The 18,358-nt window shown below is 71.1% G+C and carries 16 protein-coding genes and 1 riboswitch; of the genes, 8 read left to right on the top strand and 8 right to left on the bottom strand.

Annotated elements, in window-relative coordinates; all coding sequences use genetic code 11:
* Positions 1 to 82 precede the first annotated feature (82 nt).
* Positions 83 to 868 (top strand): glucosamine-6-phosphate deaminase, encoded by a 786-nt coding sequence (nagB, locus tag ABZO31_RS22475; RefSeq protein ID WP_406863060.1) that lies wholly within the window; start codon positions 83 to 85, stop codon positions 866 to 868.
* A gap of 73 nt (positions 869 to 941) precedes the next feature.
* On the opposite strand, the gene ABZO31_RS22470 is transcribed toward nagB, so the two are convergent.
* From ABZO31_RS22470 to ABZO31_RS22455, 4 genes are all read right to left on the bottom strand, one after another.
* The gene (locus tag ABZO31_RS22470) at positions 942 to 2,459 is read right to left on the bottom strand and encodes a glycoside hydrolase family 3 protein (protein WP_406863059.1); all 1,518 of its coding nucleotides are present in this window, start codon (positions 2,457 to 2,459) and stop codon (positions 942 to 944) included.
* Between the two features lie 8 nt (positions 2,460 to 2,467).
* The gene (locus ABZO31_RS22465) at positions 2,468 to 3,304 is read right to left on the bottom strand and encodes a carbohydrate ABC transporter permease (protein ID WP_406865433.1); all 837 of its coding nucleotides are present in this window, start codon (positions 3,302 to 3,304) and stop codon (positions 2,468 to 2,470) included.
* A 35-nt stretch (positions 3,305 to 3,339) separates the two neighbouring features.
* A complete protein-coding gene (locus tag ABZO31_RS22460) occupies positions 3,340 to 4,371 on the bottom strand; it encodes a carbohydrate ABC transporter permease (protein WP_406863058.1) in 1,032 nt (343 codons plus the stop codon).
* A 131-nt stretch (positions 4,372 to 4,502) separates the two neighbouring features.
* Positions 4,503 to 5,792, bottom strand: a complete 1,290-nt coding sequence (locus tag ABZO31_RS22455) for an extracellular solute-binding protein (protein ID WP_406863057.1) — start codon at positions 5,790 to 5,792, stop codon at positions 4,503 to 4,505.
* Positions 5,793 to 6,077: 285 nt separating this feature from the next.
* Here ABZO31_RS22455 and ABZO31_RS22450 point away from each other — a divergent pair, with 285 nt between their 5' ends.
* From ABZO31_RS22450 to ABZO31_RS22420, 7 genes are all read left to right on the top strand, one after another.
* On the top strand, positions 6,078 to 6,845 hold the full coding sequence (locus ABZO31_RS22450) for a GntR family transcriptional regulator (RefSeq protein WP_406865432.1): 768 nt from the start codon (positions 6,078 to 6,080) through the stop codon (positions 6,843 to 6,845).
* A gap of 202 nt (positions 6,846 to 7,047) precedes the next feature.
* A complete protein-coding gene (locus ABZO31_RS22445; protein ID WP_406863056.1) occupies positions 7,048 to 7,314 on the top strand; it encodes a DUF3311 domain-containing protein in 267 nt (88 codons plus the stop codon).
* Entirely contained in the window at positions 7,311 to 8,933 is a 1,623-nt protein-coding gene (mctP, locus tag ABZO31_RS22440; RefSeq protein ID WP_406863055.1) for a monocarboxylate uptake permease MctP, read from the top strand. The genes ABZO31_RS22445 and mctP overlap by 4 nt, the downstream gene beginning before the upstream one ends.
* A 102-nt stretch (positions 8,934 to 9,035) precedes the next feature.
* A complete protein-coding gene (locus ABZO31_RS22435) occupies positions 9,036 to 9,545 on the top strand; it encodes a GNAT family N-acetyltransferase (protein WP_406863054.1) in 510 nt (169 codons plus the stop codon).
* A gap of 81 nt (positions 9,546 to 9,626) precedes the next feature.
* Positions 9,627 to 9,704: riboswitch (cobalamin riboswitch) on the top strand.
* 156 nt (positions 9,705 to 9,860) lie between these two features.
* Positions 9,861 to 12,215 carry a ribonucleoside-diphosphate reductase subunit alpha gene (locus ABZO31_RS22430; RefSeq protein ID WP_406863053.1) on the top strand — a complete coding sequence of 785 codons (2,355 nt, stop codon included), beginning with the start codon at positions 9,861 to 9,863 and terminating at the stop codon, positions 12,213 to 12,215.
* Positions 12,215 to 13,231 (top strand): ribonucleotide-diphosphate reductase subunit beta, encoded by a 1,017-nt coding sequence (locus ABZO31_RS22425; protein ID WP_406863052.1) that lies wholly within the window; start codon positions 12,215 to 12,217, stop codon positions 13,229 to 13,231. The genes ABZO31_RS22430 and ABZO31_RS22425 overlap by 1 nt, the downstream gene beginning before the upstream one ends.
* A gap of 141 nt (positions 13,232 to 13,372) precedes the next feature.
* Entirely contained in the window at positions 13,373 to 13,795 is a 423-nt protein-coding gene (locus ABZO31_RS22420) for a DUF2809 domain-containing protein (RefSeq protein ID WP_406863051.1), read from the top strand.
* Here the strand turns inward: ABZO31_RS22420 and def are convergent.
* From def to ABZO31_RS22400, 4 genes are all read right to left on the bottom strand, one after another.
* A complete protein-coding gene (def, locus tag ABZO31_RS22415) occupies positions 13,771 to 14,400 on the bottom strand; it encodes a peptide deformylase (RefSeq protein ID WP_406863050.1) in 630 nt (209 codons plus the stop codon). The two genes, ABZO31_RS22420 and def, sit on opposite strands and share 25 nt — an antisense overlap.
* 73 nt (positions 14,401 to 14,473) lie before the next feature.
* Positions 14,474 to 15,454, bottom strand: coding sequence for a tetratricopeptide repeat protein (locus ABZO31_RS22410; RefSeq protein ID WP_406863049.1), 981 nt, complete (start codon positions 15,452 to 15,454; stop codon positions 14,474 to 14,476).
* A gap of 68 nt (positions 15,455 to 15,522) precedes the next feature.
* Entirely contained in the window at positions 15,523 to 16,824 is a 1,302-nt protein-coding gene (locus tag ABZO31_RS22405) for an HD-GYP domain-containing protein (RefSeq protein WP_406863048.1), read from the bottom strand.
* Positions 16,821 to 18,212, bottom strand: coding sequence for an HD-GYP domain-containing protein (locus ABZO31_RS22400; protein WP_406863047.1), 1,392 nt, complete (start codon positions 18,210 to 18,212; stop codon positions 16,821 to 16,823). The genes ABZO31_RS22405 and ABZO31_RS22400 overlap by 4 nt, the downstream gene beginning before the upstream one ends.
* Positions 18,213 to 18,358 lie beyond the last annotated feature (146 nt).

Raw genomic sequence — 18,358 nt, 5'->3', positions numbered from 1 at the left:
AGGGTCCGCTCTGCTAGATTGGGCTTCAATTGGTCTATACCACCAGTCCACACCAGCCCCTCGGCAGAACGGCAGGCACAGCGTGGAAGTCATCATCGTCCCGGACGCCCGGGCGGGCGGCGAACTCATCGCGGAGGGCATCGCGGACCTGCTGTGGCGCAAGCCCGACGCGCTGCTCGGCGTGGCCACCGGTTCGACTCCGCTGCCCATCTACGAAGCCCTGATCGCCAAGGTCCGGTCCGGTTCCGTGGACGCCTCGCGCGCCCGGGTCGCCCAGCTGGACGAGTACGTCGGCCTGCCCGCCGGGCACCCCGAGTCGTACCGCTCGACGGTGCTGCGCCAGGTCGTCGAGCCGCTCGGACTCTCCCCGGACGCCTTCATCGGCCCGGACGGCTCCGCGTCGGACGTCCAGGCGGCCTGCACGGCGTACGACCGGGAGCTCGCCGCCGCCGGCGGGGTCGACCTGCAGATCCTCGGCATCGGCACCGACGGCCACATCGGCTTCAACGAGCCCTGCTCCTCGCTCGCCTCGCGGACCCGGATCAAGACGCTCACCGAGCAGACCCGGGTCGACAACGCGCGCTTCTTCGACAACGACATCGACCAGGTGCCGCACCACGTCATCACCCAGGGCATCGGCACCATCCTGGAGGCCCGTCACCTCGTGCTGCTCGCCACCGGCGAGGGCAAGGCGGACGCGGTGGCCGCCACCGTCGAGGGCCCGGTGGCCGCGCTCGTACCGGCCTCCGCGCTGCAGCTCCATCCGCACGCCACGGTGGTCGTGGACGAGGCCGCCGCGTCCAAGCTGAAGCTCGCCGACTACTTCCGGCACACCTACGCGAACAAGCCCTCCTGGCAGGGCCTGTAGGCGGTACGGACACCCGGAAGGGCCCGGCACCCCATCGAGGTGCCGGGCCCTTCCGCTTCCCCTCCTCGGGGTCTCAGGCGCCGGTGATCCGCTCCGCGGCCGCCCGGCCGCAGACCCGGGCCGCGCCGTACGTGGCGATGTGCAGCGCCCCGCGGGGCTCCGCCTCGGGCAGGCCCATCTCGACCACCACCGTGTCCGGACGGGCCGCCAGCAGGCCGTCCAGGGCCTCCGTCATCCACGCGTGCCGGTGCGCGTCGCGGACCACGGCGACGATCCGCCGCTCGCCCGCGGCAGCCAGCACGTCCGCCACGGCCGGCTCGGCGTACGAGCCCGACGCGGTGCCCGGCAGCAGCCGGCCCAGCTCGGCGGCGACGCCCCACGGCGTCTCGTCGCCGACCGCGATGTTGGCCTCGGGCGTGAAGGAGGCGACGTACGGCGCCTCGATGAGCGGCCGGAACGGGAACTCCCCCGGCGTGACGCGAACGGCGCGGCGGGCCGCCACCAGTCCGATGTCGGTGCCGGGCGCGGTCCCCTCCTGCACTGCCGCGCCCGGCCCCGAAACAGCCCCCCTGACCCGGTGCGCCTGGGTCCAGGACGCGAGGGCACGCACGCGCGCCGCCGCATCCGCCAGCCGCTCCTCGGGCAGTTCGCCGGACCGTACCGCCGTCACCAGCGCGTCGCGCAGCCGCAGTACGGTCTCCTCGTCGGCCAGGCCGCCACCGACGCAGATCGCGTCGGCTCCGGCGGCGATGGCCAGGACGGAGCCGCGCTCGATCCCGTAGACGGAGGAGATGGCCTGCATCTCCATGCCGTCCGTGACGATCAGGCCGTCGTAGCCCAGCTCCCGGCGCAACAGACCGGTGAGGATCCGCGGGCTCAGGGTGGCCGGACGATCGGTGTCGAGCGCGGGCAGCAGGATATGCGCGCTCATCACCGCTTTGGAACCCGCTGCGACGGCCGCACGGAAAGGCACCAGCTCACGGGCGTGCAGTGTGTCCGGATCCACATCGATGCGGGGCATCGCGTGGTGCGAGTCGACGTTGGTGTCGCCGTGTCCGGGGAAGTGCTTGGTGCACGCCGCGACGCCCGCCGCCTGGAGCCCCTCGATGTACGCGACGGTGTGCCGGGCGACGAGTTGCGGGTCGGGTCCGAAGGAGCGGACACCGATGACCGGATTGTCTGGGTTCGAGTTGACGTCGGCGGACGGGGCCCAGTTGAGGTCAACGCCGCAGGCCGCGAGCCGGCGGCCCAGTTCGTGGGCGACGGCCCGGGTCAGTTCGACGTCGTCGACGGAGCCGAGCGCGTAGTTGCCGGGGAACGAGGAGCCCTCGCGGACCTCCAGGCGGGTGACGTCGCCGCCCTCCTCGTCGATGGCGACGAGGACGTCGTCCCGCTCGGCGCGCAGCCGGGCGGTGAGCGCGGCGAGTTGTGCCGGGTCGGTGATGTTGCGGCCGAAGAGCCCCACCGAGGAGAGGCCCTCGCCGATCCGCCGGAGCAGCCAGTCGGGTGCGGTGGTCCCGAGGAAGCCGGGCTGCAGGACGGTCAGGGCGTCGCGGGTCAGGGTGTCCGACCCGGTCAGGAGCGTCGTCATGGAAGCCGTTATCCCTTCACCGCGCCGGCGGTCATGCCGCCGACGGCCTTGCGCTGCAGGAAGAGGAAGACGATGAGCACGGGGAGGGCGAAGAGCGTGGACGCGGCCATGGTCGCGCCCCAGTCGTTGCCGAACGCGGTCTGGAACTGGGTGAGCCAGAGCGTCAGGGTCTGCGACTCCTTCTCCTTGTTGAGCATCAGGATCATCGCGAACTCGTTCCAGGCGGTGATGAAGCCGAAGAGCGAGGTCGACATCAGACCGGGCGCGAGCAGCGGGAAGATCACCTTGCGGAAGGCCTGGCCGCGGGTGCAGCCGTCGATCTGCGCGGCCTCCTCCAGCTCCGCCGGGACCGCGGCGATGAAGCCGCGCAGGGTCCAGATGGTGAAGGGCAGCACCATCACGAAGTAGACGAGGGTGAGCAGCGGGATGCTGTTCAGCATCTCGCCCTCCCGGGCGATCATGTACATCGCGATGACCATGACCTCCCAGGGGGCCATCTGAGCCATCATCACGACGAGCACGATGCCCTTGCGGCCCCTGAACTTCATGCGGGCGAGCGCGAAGCTCGCCGCGAGGGCGACCAGCAGGGCCAGGATCACGGCGCCGAGGGTGACCACGAGGCTGTTCGTGACGTACGTCCAGAACAGGTCGATGCCGGTGGCGGTCGCGTAGTTCTCGAAGGTCGGGGTGAAGACGAAGACCGGGTCCTTGGCGAGGATCTCGTGCTGCGGCTTCAGCGAGGACGAGAACATCCAGTAGACCGGGAAGACGAACAGCAGCGCGAGGACCAGCGCGGTGAGGTTCTTGAGGACCGCGCCGGGCCTCAGCGGCTTCCTGGTGCGCAGCTTCTGCGGGGCCGGGGTGGTGCCGGTGGTGGTGCTCACAGCTCCTCCTCCTGCTTCAGGATCAGGCGGAAGTAGAAGGACATGGCCGCGAGGAGCAGCACGATCGTCAGGACGGAGGTCGCCGCGGCCATGCCGTAGTGGAACTGGCCGACGCCCTCGATGTAGGCGAAGACGGGCAGCGTCTCGGAGGCGCGGTCGGGTCCGCCGGCGTTCATCGCGTAGACCTGCGCGAACGCCTTGAAGATCCAGATGATCTCCAGGAACGTGGTGATCATGAAGAACGGCTTGAGGTTCGGGAAGACCACGGCCCAGAAGGTGCGCCAGCCGTTCGCGCCGTCCATCTTCGCGGCCTCGTACAGCTCGGTGCCGATGGTGGTGAGGCCGGCGTACATGTTGAGGGCGACGAACGGGATCGAGCCCCAGACGAGCAGCACGGCGATGATCGTCAGGGTGGACAGGCCGGTCTCGAACCAGTTGTGCTGCTCGTAGCCGGAGAAGCCGAGCGTCCGCATCAGCCAGTTGACGACGCCGAACTGCTCGTCGAAGAGCCACCGGAAGACGGTCACGGAGGCGACGATCGGCATGGCCCAGGCGAGCATCAGCGACAGCGAGAGCACCAGCCGCATCTTCTTGCCGAGGCGGTTGAGCAGCAGTCCGATGCCGGTGCCGAGCACCATGATCAGGAAGACGTTGGCGCCGGTGAACAGGACGCTGCGGACGACCACGGTCCAGAAGTCGGGGTCGGTGAGCAGCTTCGTGTAGTTGTCGAACCCGGTCCAGACCGTCTCGCGGGTGATGAACTCCTTCCGGTCCAGCTGCTGGAAGGAGAGGATCACATTGCGGATCAGCGGATAGAGCAGCAGCGCCGCCATGGACAGCAGCGCGGGGGCGACGAGCAGATACGGCAACACCCCGGCGGGCAGGGAGCGTCTGCCGCGCGGAGGCTGAAGGACTTCCTCGGGGCCGGAAGGGGGTGGCTGCCCCTTCTGTGTATTCGGCATCTCCGCCGCCCTCCCGGGCGCGTCCTGAGGAGCGGCTGCCGCCGTCCCCTGGGAGTCCACGGTCATGGTCTTCTTCCTCGCGGTTCTGGGGCTCCCGCGCCCACCGGGGCGCGGCCCGGGCGAACCGGGCCGCTGGTCACTGCGACGTCCCGGCAGTGCGGCCGGCCGGAGCCGGACCGCACTGCCGGGCGACGTGCCTACTGCTGGTTGATGCGCTCGTTGATGACCTTGTCGGCGGCCTCGCCGGCCTTGGCCGGGTCCTCGCCCTTCAGGACCTTGGTCATGTAGTCCTTGATCGGGTTCGGGGCGGTCTCGACGTTCGCCCAGCCGGCGGTGACCGGGGTGATGCGGCCGGTGCCGGAGGCCTGGACCATGGCCTCGGCGAAGGAGCCGGCGGCCGGCTGGAACTGCGCGGCCGGGATGTTCGGGATCAGACCACCCTGCACGGCCTCGCCGTACTTGGTCATCTGGGCCTTGCCGGCGGCGAGGGCCAGCCACTCCTTGGCGAGGTCCTTGTTGGCGGAGCGCTCGGCGATCGCGAGGTTCGAGCCGCCGAAGAACACCGAGCCCGGCTTGTCGGCGGTCTTGCCCGGGATCGGGAAGTAGCCGAAGTCGGCGGTCTTGCCGGCCTTCTTCATCGCGTCGATCGCGCCGCCGGCCTCCCAGCCGAGACCGATCCAGGACGCCACGCCGCCCTTGGGGACGATGTCGGTGGACTGCTGCGGGGTGGCCTCGTCCTTGTCCTTCGGCGCGGTGGAGTAGGAGGCGAGCTCCTTGTAGAAGTTCATGCCGGCTGCGGCCTGCGGAGTGGCGAGGGCGCCCTTCCACTTGTCGCCGTCCTTGACGGCCAGGTCGCCGCCCTCGTCCCAGACGAAGCCGGCGAGCACGTACCAGCTCTGGCCGGGCAGGTAGATCGGCTGGGTCTTCGGGTCGGAGGCCTTGAGCTTCTTCAGGCCGTCGATCCACTCCTGGCGGGTCTTCGGCGGGGTGACGCCCGCCTTCTTGTACGCGGCCTTGTCGTAGACGACGACGCGGCTGGCGGCCCACCACGGGGCGGCGTACAGCTTTCCGTCGAGCTCGGCCGACGGCAGGATGCCCTTGTTCCAGGCGTCGTAGCCCAGCTTGGCCTTGTCGCCGGTCAGGTCGGCGAGACCGCCGGTGGCGGCGTAGCCGGTGGTCTGGGTGTTGCCGAGCTCCAGGACGTCAGGGGCGTTGTCCTCGGAGAGGGCCGCGGTCACCTTCTCCTGGATGCCGTTCCACTGCTGCTTCTCGACCTTGACCTTGACGCCCTTGTGGGCGGCCTCGAACTCCTTGTTGACGGCCGCCATCCAGGCGTCCGGAGCCGAACCGTCCATCACCCAGACGGTCAGGGTCTTGTTGCCGGACGCGTCCGTCTTGCCCCCCTTGTCGCCGTCCGAAGAACCACACGCAGCGACCGAGACCATCATGCCCGCGACGCCGACCGCCGCGATGAGCTTGCGCTTCACGCCACCCTCCTCAGGGATGCCTGCAACCCCTGCCCACCGCGCGAAGTCATTCGACGAGTCATGCTTGTAGGGCTGGGACCTGGTCTTTAATGGTTTAGACCAGTACCCGGAGCTTGGCCTAGACCTTTAGGGGTGTCAAGGGTGTATAAGAAGGGCTGTCGGCTCCGTTATCGGACCGACACCTGAGGCAGGGCGACGACCCGTGACCGGTCCGTGCCACCATGTGAGCCGCTATATACGGAGGAGCCGGTGACGGCAGCAGCACAGGAGTCGGAAAGGCAGGCCATGGCCACGGACGCGGGCAGCACGGAGACAGAGGGCGGCGGCGCCGCCACCCGGACCGCGCGCGTGCCCAAGTACTACCGACTCAAGCGGCACTTGCTCGACATGACCGAGACCCAGGCGCCCGGCACGCCGGTCCCGCCGGAGCGGACGCTCGCCGCGGAGTTCGACACCTCGCGCACCACCGTGCGCCAGGCCCTGCAGGAACTGGTCGTCGAGGGCCGGCTGGAGCGGATCCAGGGCAAGGGCACGTTCGTGGCCAAGCCCAAGGTCTCGCAGGCCCTGCAGCTCACCTCGTACACCGAGGACATGCGGGCCCAGGGCCTGGAGCCCACCTCGCAGCTGCTCGACATCGGGTACGTCACCGCCGACGACACCCTGGCCGGACTGCTCGACATCTCCACCGGCGGCCGGGTGCTGCGGATCGAGCGGCTCCGACTGGCCAGCGGCGAGCCGATGGCCATCGAGACCACGCACCTGTCGGCCAAGCGCTTCCCGGCGCTGCGGCGGTCGCTGGTCAAGTACACCTCGCTCTACACCGCGCTGGCAGAGGTGTACGACGTGCACCTCGCCGAGGCCGAGGAGACCATCGAGACCTCCCTGGCCACCCCGCGCGAGGCCGGACTGCTCGGCACCGACGTCGGCCTGCCGATGCTGATGCTCTCCCGCCACTCGAAGGACGCCGACGGCGAACCGGTCGAGTGGGTGCGGTCGGTGTACCGCGGCGACCGCTACAAGTTCGTCGCGAGGCTGCAGCGGCCCAACGGCTGAGCCCGACGGCTGAAAATCGATCTGAACCTTTGCCCCGACGCATCCGTGAGGTGTGTCGGGGCATTGGTGTTCCCGGGGCGCGGTGCACTCCGAGACCAGCCCGATACACGTCCGTTATTCGGACCAGGGTTCCAAAATGCGGGACAGTCCCCTAGATTTCGTGCCCATTACACGGGTGATCACTGAGGGGACGGTTCGCCGTATGTCAGAAGTGACGCAACAACAGCAACAAGAAAAGCAGCCAACTGTGACACCGGTGCGGGTGGTTGTGGCACTCTGCCTCGTCGCGCCGTTCGTGGCCATGCTCTGGGTGAGCTCGTACGCGAAGACCGAGCCGTACCTCGCGGGCATCCCGTTCTTCTACTGGTACCAGATGGCCTGGGTGGTCCTGTCGACCGCGCTCACCATGGTCGCGTTCAAGCTGTGGCAGCGCGACCAGCGCGCCCGCAAGGGGGGTGAGCAGCAGTGAAGGAAGGCGTGAACGGCGTCGCACTCGCCGTCTTCATCTTCTTCTTCCTGGCCGTCACGGTCATGGGCTTCTGGGCCGCGAAGTGGCGCAAGGCGGAGAACGAGAACAGCCTCGACGAATGGGGCCTCGGCGGCCGCTCGTTCGGCACCTGGGTGACCTGGTTCCTGCTCGGCGGCGACCTCTACACCGCGTACACCTTCGTCGCCGTCCCTGCGGCCATCTACGCGGCGGGCGCGGCCGGTTTCTTCGCCGTCCCGTACACGATCCTCGTGTACCCGCTGATCTTCACCTTCCTGCCCCGCCTGTGGTCGGTCTCCCACAAGCACGGCTACGTCACCACCTCGGACTTCGTCCGCGGCCGCTTCGGCTCCAAGGGCCTGTCGCTGGCGGTCGCCGTCACCGGCATCCTGGCCACGATGCCGTACATCGCGCTCCAGCTGGTCGGCATCCAGGCCGTCCTGGACGTGATGGGCGTCGGCGGCGGCGAGAGCACGCACTGGTTCATCAAGGACCTGCCGCTGCTCATCGCCTTCGGTGTGCTCGCCGCGTACACGTACTCCTCGGGTCTGCGCGCTCCCGCGCTCATCGCCTTCGTCAAGGACACCCTGATCTACATCGTGATCGCGGTGGCGATCATCTACATCCCGATCAAGCTCGGCGGCTTCGACGTCATCTTCAGCAAGGCCGGCGAGGCGTACGCGGAGATCAACCCGGCGACCGACAAGCCGCGCGGCGCGCTGGTCCCGGGCGAGGCGGGCCAGTGGACGTACGCCACGCTGGCGCTCGGCTCGGCGCTGGCGCTGTTCATGTACCCGCACTCGATCACGGCGACGCTCTCCTCGAAGAGCCGTGAGGTCATCCGCCGCAACACCACGATCCTGCCGCTGTACTCGCTGATGCTGGGCCTGCTCGCGCTCCTCGGCTTCATGGCGATCGCGGCCGGGGTGAAGGTGGCCAACGGCCAGCTCGCCATCCCGCAGCTGTTCGAGAACATGTTCCCGGACTGGTTCACCGGTGTGGCCTTCGCCGCGATCGGCATCGGCGCGCTGGTGCCGGCGGCGATCATGTCGATCGCCGCGGCGAACCTCTTCACCCGCAACATCTACAAGGACTTCCTGAAGCCGGACGCCACGCCGGAGCAGGAGACCAAGGTGTCCAAGCTGGTGTCGCTCCTGGTCAAGGTCGGCGCGCTGGCCTTCGTCCTCACCATGGACAAGACCGTCGCCATCAACTTCCAGCTGCTCGGCGGCATCTGGATCCTGCAGACCTTCCCGGCCCTGGTCGGCGGCCTGTTCACCCGCTGGTTCCACCGCTGGGCGCTGCTGGCCGGCTGGGCGGTCGGCATGATCTACGGCACCGCCGCGGCGTACGGCGTGGCCAGCCCGACGCAGAAGCACTTCGGAGGGTCCGCCGCGGAGATCCCGGGCATCGGCGAGATCGGCTACATCGGTCTCACGGCGTTCGTGCTCAACGTGGTGGTGACGGTGGTCCTCACCTTCGTCCTGAAGGCGCTCAAGGCCCCCGAGGGCATCGACGAGACCTCCCCGTCGGACTACACGGCGGACGCCGGCGACAAGGGCGTCCAGACCGACCTCCCGAAGGTCGGCGCGGGCCACTGACGCCGCCGCCGACCTGACGAAGGCCGCCGCACTCCCCTACCGGGACATCGCGGCGGCCTTCGCCGTCGCCCGGGCGAGGGCGCCCCGGGGGAGACTGCCGGTATGGACTTCACGATCAGGGTGGTGCGGAGGCAGGAGCACGCGGAGCTGGGGGAGGTCGTCGCACAGGCGTATCTCGCCGACGGGTTGCTGGCGTTCGGGGAGGCGGACTGGTACCTCGGCGAGTTGCGTGACGTGGGCAAGCGGGCCGCGTCGGCCGAGGTGCTGGTGGCCGTCGACGGGGAGGGCACGGTCCTCGGCGGGGTGACGTTCGTCCCCTCCCCCGGGCCGATGGCCGATCTGGCCCGTGCCGGCGAGGCCGAGATCCGGATGCTGGCGGTCGACCGCGCGGCCCGGGGCCGGGGCGTCGGCGAGGCGCTCGTGCGGGACTGTGTCGAGCGAGCGCGGGGCGTCGAGGGCTGCGTGCGGATCGTGTTGTCCACGCAGCCCGCCATGCGCGGCGCGCACCGCATCTACGAACGGCTGGGCTTCCGGCGCACGCCGGAGCGGGACTGGAGCCCGATCCCCGAGCACCCCGAATTCGTCCTGCTCAGCTACGCGCTGGAGTGGTAGGGGGTTCCACGCGACACAACATGTGGGGGGTGCTTCGAGGAGCGCCCCCCACATGTATGCTCTAGCTCGCTGTCGCCGCAGGGGAATCCGGTGCGAATCCGGAACTGTCCCGCAACGGTGTGCTTCGTGCGCGTTCGCGCACAGCCGAGTCCGAGGACCTGCCGACGGTGCGCCCGGTCCGTCCGTTCCGGGTGCCGACTGACGTCCGGGCCTCGCGGAGTGGGCCGGTGGACGCGGGCCCCCGTGCGTACGGCCGCCCGCCCGCCCTCCCTCCCCGCGCCGGCCACGAGCGCCGAGCGAGGGAGAGCCCCCACCGTGACCATCGCGCCCGCCGATCCGGCCGCAGGCGTCGAGAGCGACGGCCCCGGGACCGCACTGCTGCGGACCCTGACCGACCTCACCGCCGATCTCCCCGACACCGACCCCGGCCGGGTCGCCGCCGCCGCACTGCGCGGCCGGCACCCCGGGTCGGACGAGGCGGAGCTGCGCGAGCTGGCCACCGAGGCCGCCGCCGGCCTGATCGCGGAGGACCCCGCGTACTCCCGGCTCGCCGCCCGGCTGCTCACCCTGACGATCGCCCAGGAGGCCGCCGGCCAGGGCGCGGTGTCGTACTCCGCCTCCGTGGCCACCGGCCACCGCGAGGGCCTGATCGCGGACCGCACCGCGGAGTTCGTCGCCCGGCACGCCGCCCGTCTGGACGCGCTGATCGACGCCGGCGCCGACGACCGCTTCGGGTACTTCGGGCTGCGGACGCTGTACTCGCGGTACCTGCTGCGCCACCCCCTCACCCGCAAGGTCGTCGAGACCCCGCAGCACTTCATGCTCCGCGTCGCCTGCGGCCTCGCCGAGGACGACTCCACCCGCGCGCTCGACGAAGTCGCCGCGCTGTACGGGCTGATGAGCCGGCTCGACTACCTGCCCTCCTCCCCCACCCTGTTCAACTCCGGCACCCGCCACCCGCAGATGTCGTCCTGCTACCTGCTGGACTCCCCGCAGGACGAGCTGGACTCGATCTACGACCGGTACCACCAGGTCGCCCGGCTCTCGAAGCACGCCGGCGGCATCGGCCTGTCGTACTCCCGCATCCGCGCCCGCGGTTCGCTGATCCGCGGCACCAACGGGCACTCCAACGGCATCGTGCCGTTCCTGAAGACCCTCGACGCCTCCGTCGCCGCCGTGAACCAGGGCGGCCGCCGCAAGGGCGCGGCCGCGGTCTACCTGGAGACCTGGCACGCGGACATCGAGGAGTTCCTGGAGCTCCGCGACAACACCGGCGAGGACGCCCGCCGCACCCACAACCTGAACCTGGCGCACTGGATCCCGGACGAGTTCATGCGCCGGGTCAACGCGGACGCCGAGTGGTCGCTGTTCTCCCCGGCGGACGTGCCCGAGCTGGTCGACCTGTGGGGCGACGCGTTCGACGCCGCGTACCGCAAGGCCGAGGCGGCGGGCCTGGCCCGCAAGACGATGCCGGCCCGCGACCTGTACGGCCGGATGATGCGGACCCTCGCGCAGACCGGCAACGGCTGGATGACCTTCAAGGACGCCTCCAACCGCACCGCCAACCAGACCGCCGAGCCCGGCACGGTCGTGCACTCCTCGAACCTGTGCACCGAGATCATCGAGGTCACGAACGACGGCGAGACCGCCGTCTGCAACCTCGGCTCGGTCAACCTGGGCGCGTTCGTCGACACGGCGGCCGGCGACATCGACTGGGAGCGGCTGGACGCGACCGTCCATACCGCCGTCACCTTCCTCGACCGGGTCGTCGACATCAACTTCTACCCGACCGAGCAGGCCGGCCGCTCCAACGCCCGCTGGCGTCCGGTGGGTCTGGGCGCGATGGGCCTCCAGGACGTCTTCTTCCGGCTGCGGCTGCCGTTCGAATCGGCGGAGGCGCGCGCCCTGTCGACCCGGATCGCCGAGCGGATCATGCTCGCGGCGTACGAGGCGTCCGCCGACCTCGCCGAGCGCAACGGCCCGCTCCCCGCCTGGGAGAAGACCCGTACCGCGCAGGGCGTGCTGCACCCCGACCACTACGGCGTCGAGCTGAACTGGCCCGAGCGCTGGGCCGCGCTGCGCGAGCGGATCGCGTCGACCGGCATGCGCAACAGCCTGCTCCTCGCGATCGCCCCGACCGCGACGATCGCCTCGATCGCCGGCGTGTACGAGTGCATCGAGCCGCAGGTCTCCAACCTGTTCAAGCGCGAGACGCTGTCCGGAGAGTTCCTGCAGGTCAACTCGTACCTGGTGGCGGACCTGAAGGAGCTGGGCGTCTGGGACGCGCAGACCCGCGAGGCGCTGCGCGAGTCCAACGGCTCGGTGCAGGGCTTCTCCTGGGTGCCGGCAGAGGTGCGCGAGCTGTACCGCACGGCGTGGGAGATCCCGCAGCGCGGCCTGATCGACATGGCGGCGGAGCGCACCCCGTTCCTGGACCAGTCTCAGTCCCTGAACCTGTTCATGGAGACCCCGACCATCGGCAAGCTGTCGTCGATGTACGCGTACGCCTGGAAGCAGGGCCTGAAGACCACGTACTACCTGCGTTCCCGCCCGGCGACGAGGATCGCCCGCGCGGCGAAGGCCGCCACTGTTCCCGTGCAGCAGGTCGCCGACCCCGAGGCCGTCGCCTGCTCCCTCGAAAACCCCGAGTCCTGCGAGGCCTGCCAGTAATGTCCACGTCCGCCAAGAAGAACCTCCTGGACCCGGGCTTCGAGCTCACCCTCCGCCCCATGCGCTACCCGGACTTCTACGAGCGCTACCGGGACGCGATCAAGAACACCTGGACCGTGGAGGAGGTCGACCTCCACTCGGACGTCGCCGACCTCGCGAAGCTGACGCCGGGCGAGCAGCACATGATCGGCCGGCTGGTCGCGTTCTTCGCGACGGGCGACTCGATCGTGGCGAACAACCTGGTCCTGACGCTGTACAAGCACATCAACTCCCCCGAGGCGCGCCTGTACCTGTCGCGCCAGCTCTTCGAGGAGGCCGTGCACGTCCAGTTCTACCTGACCCTCCTGGACACGTACCTGCCCGACCCGGACGACCGCGCGGCGGCCTTCGCCGCGGTGGAGAACATCCCGTCGATCCGCGAGAAGGCGCAGTTCTGCTTCACATGGATGGACTCGGTCGAGAAGATCGAGAAGCTGGAGACGGCCGCCGACCGCCGCCGCTTCCTCCTCAACCTCATCTGCTTCGCCGCGTGCATCGAGGGCCTGTTCTTCTACGGCGCCTTCGCGTACGTCTACTGGTTCCGCTCCCGCGGCCTGCTGCACGGCCTGGCGACCGGCACCAACTGGGTGTTCCGCGACGAGACCATGCACATGAACTTCGCCTTCGAGGTCGTGGACACCGTCCGCAAGGAGGAGCCGGAGCTCTTCGACGACGCGCTGCAGGAGCAGGTCACCGCCATGCTGAAGGAGGCGGTGGAGGCGGAGCTCCAGTTCGGCCGCGACCTGTGCGGCGACGGCCTGCCGGGCATGAACACCGAGTCGATGCGCGAGTACCTCCAGTGCGTCGCCGACCAGCGCCTCCAGCGTCTCGGCTTCGCCCCGGTGTACGGCTCGGAGAACCCGTTCTCCTTCATGGAACTCCAGGGCGTCCAGGAGCTCACCAACTTCTTCGAACGCCGCCCGTCCGCGTACCAGGTGGCGGTGGAGGGCTCGGTCGACCTCGACGAGGACTTCTGATCCGTCGGAACACGAGTGCCATGCCCCTCACCGTGTGCGGTGAGGGGCATGGCTGCTCACGCCGAGAGCACAGCCCTTCAGCGCCGTGACCTGCCAGGCGACCATGCCCGATGATCCCGGCCAGACCTTAAAGTGCCTGGCATGGGGGATCTTGTGCGGGTGGGGGTGCGGGTGCGGGTCTGGGTCGGGGGTGTTGCCCTGGGTGTCGTCGCCGCCGGGCTCGGTGTCCGAGCCGTGGCGTCGGGGGACTTCGCCAAGTACGCGGGGGACGCGCTCTACACGGTGTTGGTGCTGACTCTGGTGGTGCTGGTGGCGCCTCGGGTGCGGCCGGTCGTGGCGGCGGGGAGTGCGCTGGCGTTCAGTTGGGCCGTGGAGGTGTTCCAGTTGAGCGGGGTGCCGGCGGAGTTGGCCGTGCACAGCACTGTCGCGCGGCTGGTGCTCGGGACGTCGTTCAACGCGCCGGATCTGTTCTGGTACGCGATCGGCGCGGTGGTCGGCTGGGCCGTCCACCGCGCCGTGCGTGCGCGAGGCAGAGAACGTCAGGCGTTGGGGACCGTCTCGTAGCGCGGGGTGCCCTCTTCCATCTGGCGGAGGGCGTCCTTGCGGTCGCGCTTGGAGAGACGGTCGATGTACAGGTAGCCGTACAGGTGGTCCGTCTCGTGCTGCAGGCAGCGGGCGAAGTAGCCGGTGCCGCGGACCTTGATCGGGTTGCCCTGGGCGTCCTGGCCGTGGACCTCGGCGTAGTCCGGGCGAGCCAGCGAGGCGTACGCGGTGGGGACCGAGAGGCAGCCCTCGTTGGAGTCGTCCAGGTGACGGGCCTCGGCCGGGAGGTCCTGGAGGACCGGGTTGACGACCACGCCGGTGTGGCGGACGCCCTCGTCGTCGGGGCAGTCGTAGACGAAGACCTTGAGGTCCACACCGATCTGGTTGGCGGCGAGGCCCACGCCCTCCGCCGCCTTCTGGCTGGCGAACATGTCGTCGATCAGGGTCGCGAGCTCGTCGCCGAACTCGGTGACGTCCTTGCACTCCTTGTGCAGCACCGGGTTGCCGACGACCGTGATCGGACGCACCGTGCCCCGCTCGCGGTACGCGAGCTCACGCGCCTCGCAGTCCTCCGTGTCGACGACGAACCCGTCGTTCACCTGTTCGCCCGTCTCCTGCTGCGCCATGTTGCCGCCGCGCCTTCCTGCACCTGAAAACCCGATTCCGTCGGGGACAGACTACGGGGCGGTGGCGGAAGCCTCAGCAGACCTCTTCGAGATCACGCCATTCACGGGTCTCCGGGCTGTCCGCGACCCAGCCGTCGAGCAGCCCGCGGACCAGGCCGGCGGGGGCCGCTATGCCGCACTCGCGCTCGGGGACCCACAGTTCGCCGGGCGAGCGGTGGCCGAGGGGCCCCGGGTGGCCGGGCTCGCTGTGGTCGTGCGGGTCCAGGTGCTCGCCCTCGCCCTCGGCACTGGGCATCGAGGACTCGGAGCAGGCACGGCAGAGCAGCCGTACGGAGGACGACCAGTCCTCGGCGGCGAAGCCGGCGTCCGCGGCGAGCTGTTCCAGGGCGTCCCGGTCGTCCTCGGTGGCGGCCTCGAGGAGGACGACCCAGGTGGGGACGGGCGAGGGGGCCCACAGTTCGATCTCGTCGAAGACCGGGTACGACGGGCCGGCGCTGGTCGTCCGCTCCCCGTTGGGCACGCCGTCGTGCAGCACGACCTCGCCCCAGCGGCGGCCGGAGGACGGCAGCGGGATGGACAGGACCTCTATCCGGGCCGGGTCGAGCCGCCGGCCCCACACCACCTCGGCCTCGCCCTCGGGCGAGAGTCGTACGGCGGCGCTGCCGAGCTCCATGCCGGCCGGCTCACCGGTGCCGGCGGAGGCGCCGGGGACCTTCAGCCCGTACGCCTGCCAGGCGCGGCGGGCCAGCGGCCAGTCCTGCAGGGCGGTCGCGGCGATGCCGACGTTCCACCAGTCCGGGGCACCGGTCTCCTTGTCCAGCAGGGCGACCGCGCGCAGCCCGGCGGCCCGGGCCTGCTCCCAGTCGTGCCGGAACTTGTGCAGCAGCGCGAGGTTGAACCAGGACTCGGAGAGCCAGGGCTCCAGGTCCGCCGCGCGGGTGAGCAGCGCGCCCGCGTCCTCGTACCGGCCGTCGCCGATCAGCGTGAACGCGCGGTCGGTGGCCTGCCGCCACGAGGCGGAGGGCCGATGCCGTACCTTCCCGAAGATCCTCACGATTCCCGCCTGCCGGTCGCTTCACCCTCTTGTTCGCATCCAACCATGCCCGGTCGGACGCGCGCTCATTACCCATGGGTTACCCAGTCCGACGAGGGGCGACGCCGCCCCCCGACGCCTTCACCTGCGCCGCCACTCGCCAGGACGCGGGCCAGCGCCTCGACGACCTCGGGGCTGTGGTCGCGGGCGGTCCCGAGCCGCAGCAGCTCCAGGGCGTCGAGCGCCCCGCCGGGCCCGTCCCCGGCCAGGTCGTCGTACGCGTTGACGGTGCGGACGATCCGCGCGGGCAGCGGCTGCTCGCGGTACGGGTCGGCCTGCCGTTCCACGACGACGGCGACGGCCTCCTGGACGCCGGTGCGGCGGACCACCGCCCCGCCGAGCAGGGCGATCCGGCGCTGTTCCTCGGGCGGGAGCCCGGCGGTCGCGCCGGACGGGACCGGGTCGACGAGGGAGAGCTGGCCGATGTCGTGCATCAGGGCCGCGTACTCCAGGACGGTCAGTTCGGGTCCGGGCAGGCCGAGGTCGCGTCCCACGGCGGTGCTGAGCGCGGCGACCCGGCGCGCATGCCCCGCCGGGGTGTATCCGGCGATCTCGGTGGCGCGGGCGAGGGAGGCGATGGTCTGGCCGTTGGTGACGCGCGCCGCGGTGTAGCGGCGGTAGGAGACCTGGGTGAGCAGCAGCGGCAGGCAGAGCACGGGCAGCGCCCACAGTCCGGCGGCGGCCACGCCGAGGGCGGTCACAGCGCCGGTCGCCCCGACGGCGGAGCCGATGCCGAGCAGTCCGCGCAGCTCGTCGCGGAGGAGGGGGCCGTACGGGGGGCGGGTACCGGCCCGGGCGCGCAGCAGCAGGGCGGCGAGGACGGCGTCGCAGAGCGCGATGAGCACGATCAGGAGCAGCAGGAACAGGGCGTGGCCGGCTCCCCGGCCGAGGTACCGGTCGAGCAGGCCGGCGTTGTAGAGGGGCTGGAAGCAGAGGGCGGCGAAGCCGACGGTGAGGAGGCGCCGGGCCAGGTGGTCGAGGTCGGGTCCGCCGCCGCGGGCCAGGTGCGGGACGGCGCCGGCCAGCCCGGCGGCCACGACGACGGCGACGATCTGCGGGACGTCGTGCGTGGTGGCGCGGCCGCCGCTGTCGCCGAGCAGCGCGTACGCGAGCGCGCCGGCGGCGGCGAGCGGCGCGGGCTCCCGGTCCCGGAGCGCTGCGGTGCGGGGGCCGCGCCACCCGGAGAGCTCGCCGAGGGCGATGAGCAGCCCGAAGGCGAGGGCGTTCCCGGGTTCGGCGACACCGGTCCGGAGGGTCTGCACGACGGCGACGACGGTCAGGGCCAGCGCGGCGCCGTGGACGGCGAGGAGCACGGCGCGGGAGCCGTTCACGGACCGGTCCGGGGCGCCGGCCGCGGCCCGGCCGCCCGGTCCGCGTACGGGCGGGGCGCGGGCAGCGCGCCGGCGGGCGTCGGTGCCGCCGGGGCGGGTTCGTCGGAGGTGACCGCCGTCTGCCAGCCGTGCCGGTCGAGGGCCCGGGCCAGGGCGTGGACCATGCGGGGGTCGAACTGGGTGCCCGCGCAGCGGCGGAGTTCGGTCAGGGCGGTGTCGACGGGGCGGGCCCTGCTGTACGAGCGGGTGGAGGTCATCGCGTCGAAGGCGTCGGCGACGGCGACGACCCGGGCGAACTCGGGAATGCCGTCGCCGCGGAGCCCGTACGGGTATCCGCTGCCGTCCATCCGCTCGTGGTGGTGCAGGATCGCCGCGCGTGCCTCGCCGAGGAAGCCGATGCCGCGGACGATCTCGTGCCCGTACTCGGGGTGGAGTTCGATGACCCGGCGTTCCTCTGGGGTGAGGGGGCCGTCCTTGCGCAGCACGCGGGTGGGCACGCCCAGCTTGCCGATGTCGTGGAGGATCCCGGCGAACCGGAGGATCTCCACCCGGTCCTCGGCCATCCCCAGCTCACGGGCGATCAGCACCGAGGCACGGCCGACGCGTTCGCTGTGTCCGCGGGTGTACGTGTCCTTCAGGTCCACGGCCTGCACGAGCGCCCGGATGGTGCCCTGGTGGGCGGCGCGCTCGCGGTGGTACTGGGCGAAGACCCAGCAGGAGATGTACATGGGGAGCAGGACGAACAGCGCGGCCGCCGGGCCGTACGCGCTGCGCCAGAGGACGGCCGTCATCAGCCCGGCGAGGCCGTGCACGGTGTGCGCGGCGAGGGCGGGCGCGAGCAGTCCGCGCCAGGCGGTCCGGGCCGGCCGGCGTTCGGCGGCTACGCGGATGGCGCCGTCGAGGGCGGTGAGGACGAGGCTGAAGACGGCCGCGGCGGCGAGCGCGACGAGCAGGATCCGGGGGAATTGCGCGGGTGCCAGGGCGGCGGGCCCGCCGAGGAGTTCGGCGGTGCGGGCGGCGGCCCAGACGGCGAGGGCGAGCTGTGCCGCGCGCCAGACGCGGCGCGGCCCGGCGGGGCGCTGCTCGACGCGGGCGGCGAGCGCGCCGGGCAGCGCGGCGAGCGCGGCGGCGGCCGGCGGCAGGAGCAGGGCGGCGGCGAGGAGTACGGGGAAGAACGTCCCGGCGCCCAGGGGCGCGGCGCCGCCGAGCGCCCGGCCGAGGAGCCGGCAGCGGGCGGGCAGTTCGCAGCACGCGTACAGCGCGGCGAGCAGCGCGAGCGTGGTCCACGGGGTGTGCGCGCCGGGGCGCAGCGCGGGCGCGGCGAGCGCGGCGGCGCACAGGGCGGCGCACACGAGCGTGCCGCGTGCCGCTGCCGGGAGTGCCATCACGCCGGTCACGCTAGCGAGTCGGCGGGGGCCGGTCGGGGGACTGCGGACCGATTCGCACCATCGGGTGATACAAGCCGATGGTCACATCACCGAACGCAGCGGACCGCCGCAGGTCACGGCGGTCCGATGATGGTGTGCCCCGGTCT

The sequence above is a fragment of the Streptomyces solicamelliae genome (assembly GCF_045348655.1).
GTDB classification, from domain to species: domain Bacteria; phylum Actinomycetota; class Actinomycetes; order Streptomycetales; family Streptomycetaceae; genus Streptomyces; species Streptomyces solicamelliae.
This window is presented reverse-complemented; position numbering and strand designations above follow the sequence as displayed.

What these genes read in the sequence shown, in the direction of transcription:
- ABZO31_RS22450 (WP_406865432.1), top strand. Translation starts at nt 6,078, where the DNA reads ATGGCCACGGACGCGGGCAGCACGGAGACAGAGGGCGGCGGCGCCGCC.
- ABZO31_RS22435 (WP_406863054.1), top strand. Translation starts at nt 9,036, where the DNA reads ATGGACTTCACGATCAGGGTGGTGCGGAGGCAGGAGCACGCGGAGCTG.
- ABZO31_RS22470 (WP_406863059.1), bottom strand. Translation starts at nt 2,459, where the DNA reads ATGACGACGCTCCTGACCGGGTCGGACACCCTGACCCGCGACGCCCTG.
- def (WP_406863050.1), bottom strand. Translation starts at nt 14,400, where the DNA reads ATGGCGCAGCAGGAGACGGGCGAACAGGTGAACGACGGGTTCGTCGTC.
- ABZO31_RS22460 (WP_406863058.1), bottom strand. Translation starts at nt 4,371, where the DNA reads ATGACCGTGGACTCCCAGGGGACGGCGGCAGCCGCTCCTCAGGACGCG.
- ABZO31_RS22445 (WP_406863056.1), top strand. Translation starts at nt 7,048, where the DNA reads ATGTCAGAAGTGACGCAACAACAGCAACAAGAAAAGCAGCCAACTGTG.
- ABZO31_RS22420 (WP_406863051.1), top strand. Translation starts at nt 13,373, where the DNA reads ATGGGGGATCTTGTGCGGGTGGGGGTGCGGGTGCGGGTCTGGGTCGGG.
- ABZO31_RS22425 (WP_406863052.1), top strand. Translation starts at nt 12,215, where the DNA reads ATGTCCACGTCCGCCAAGAAGAACCTCCTGGACCCGGGCTTCGAGCTC.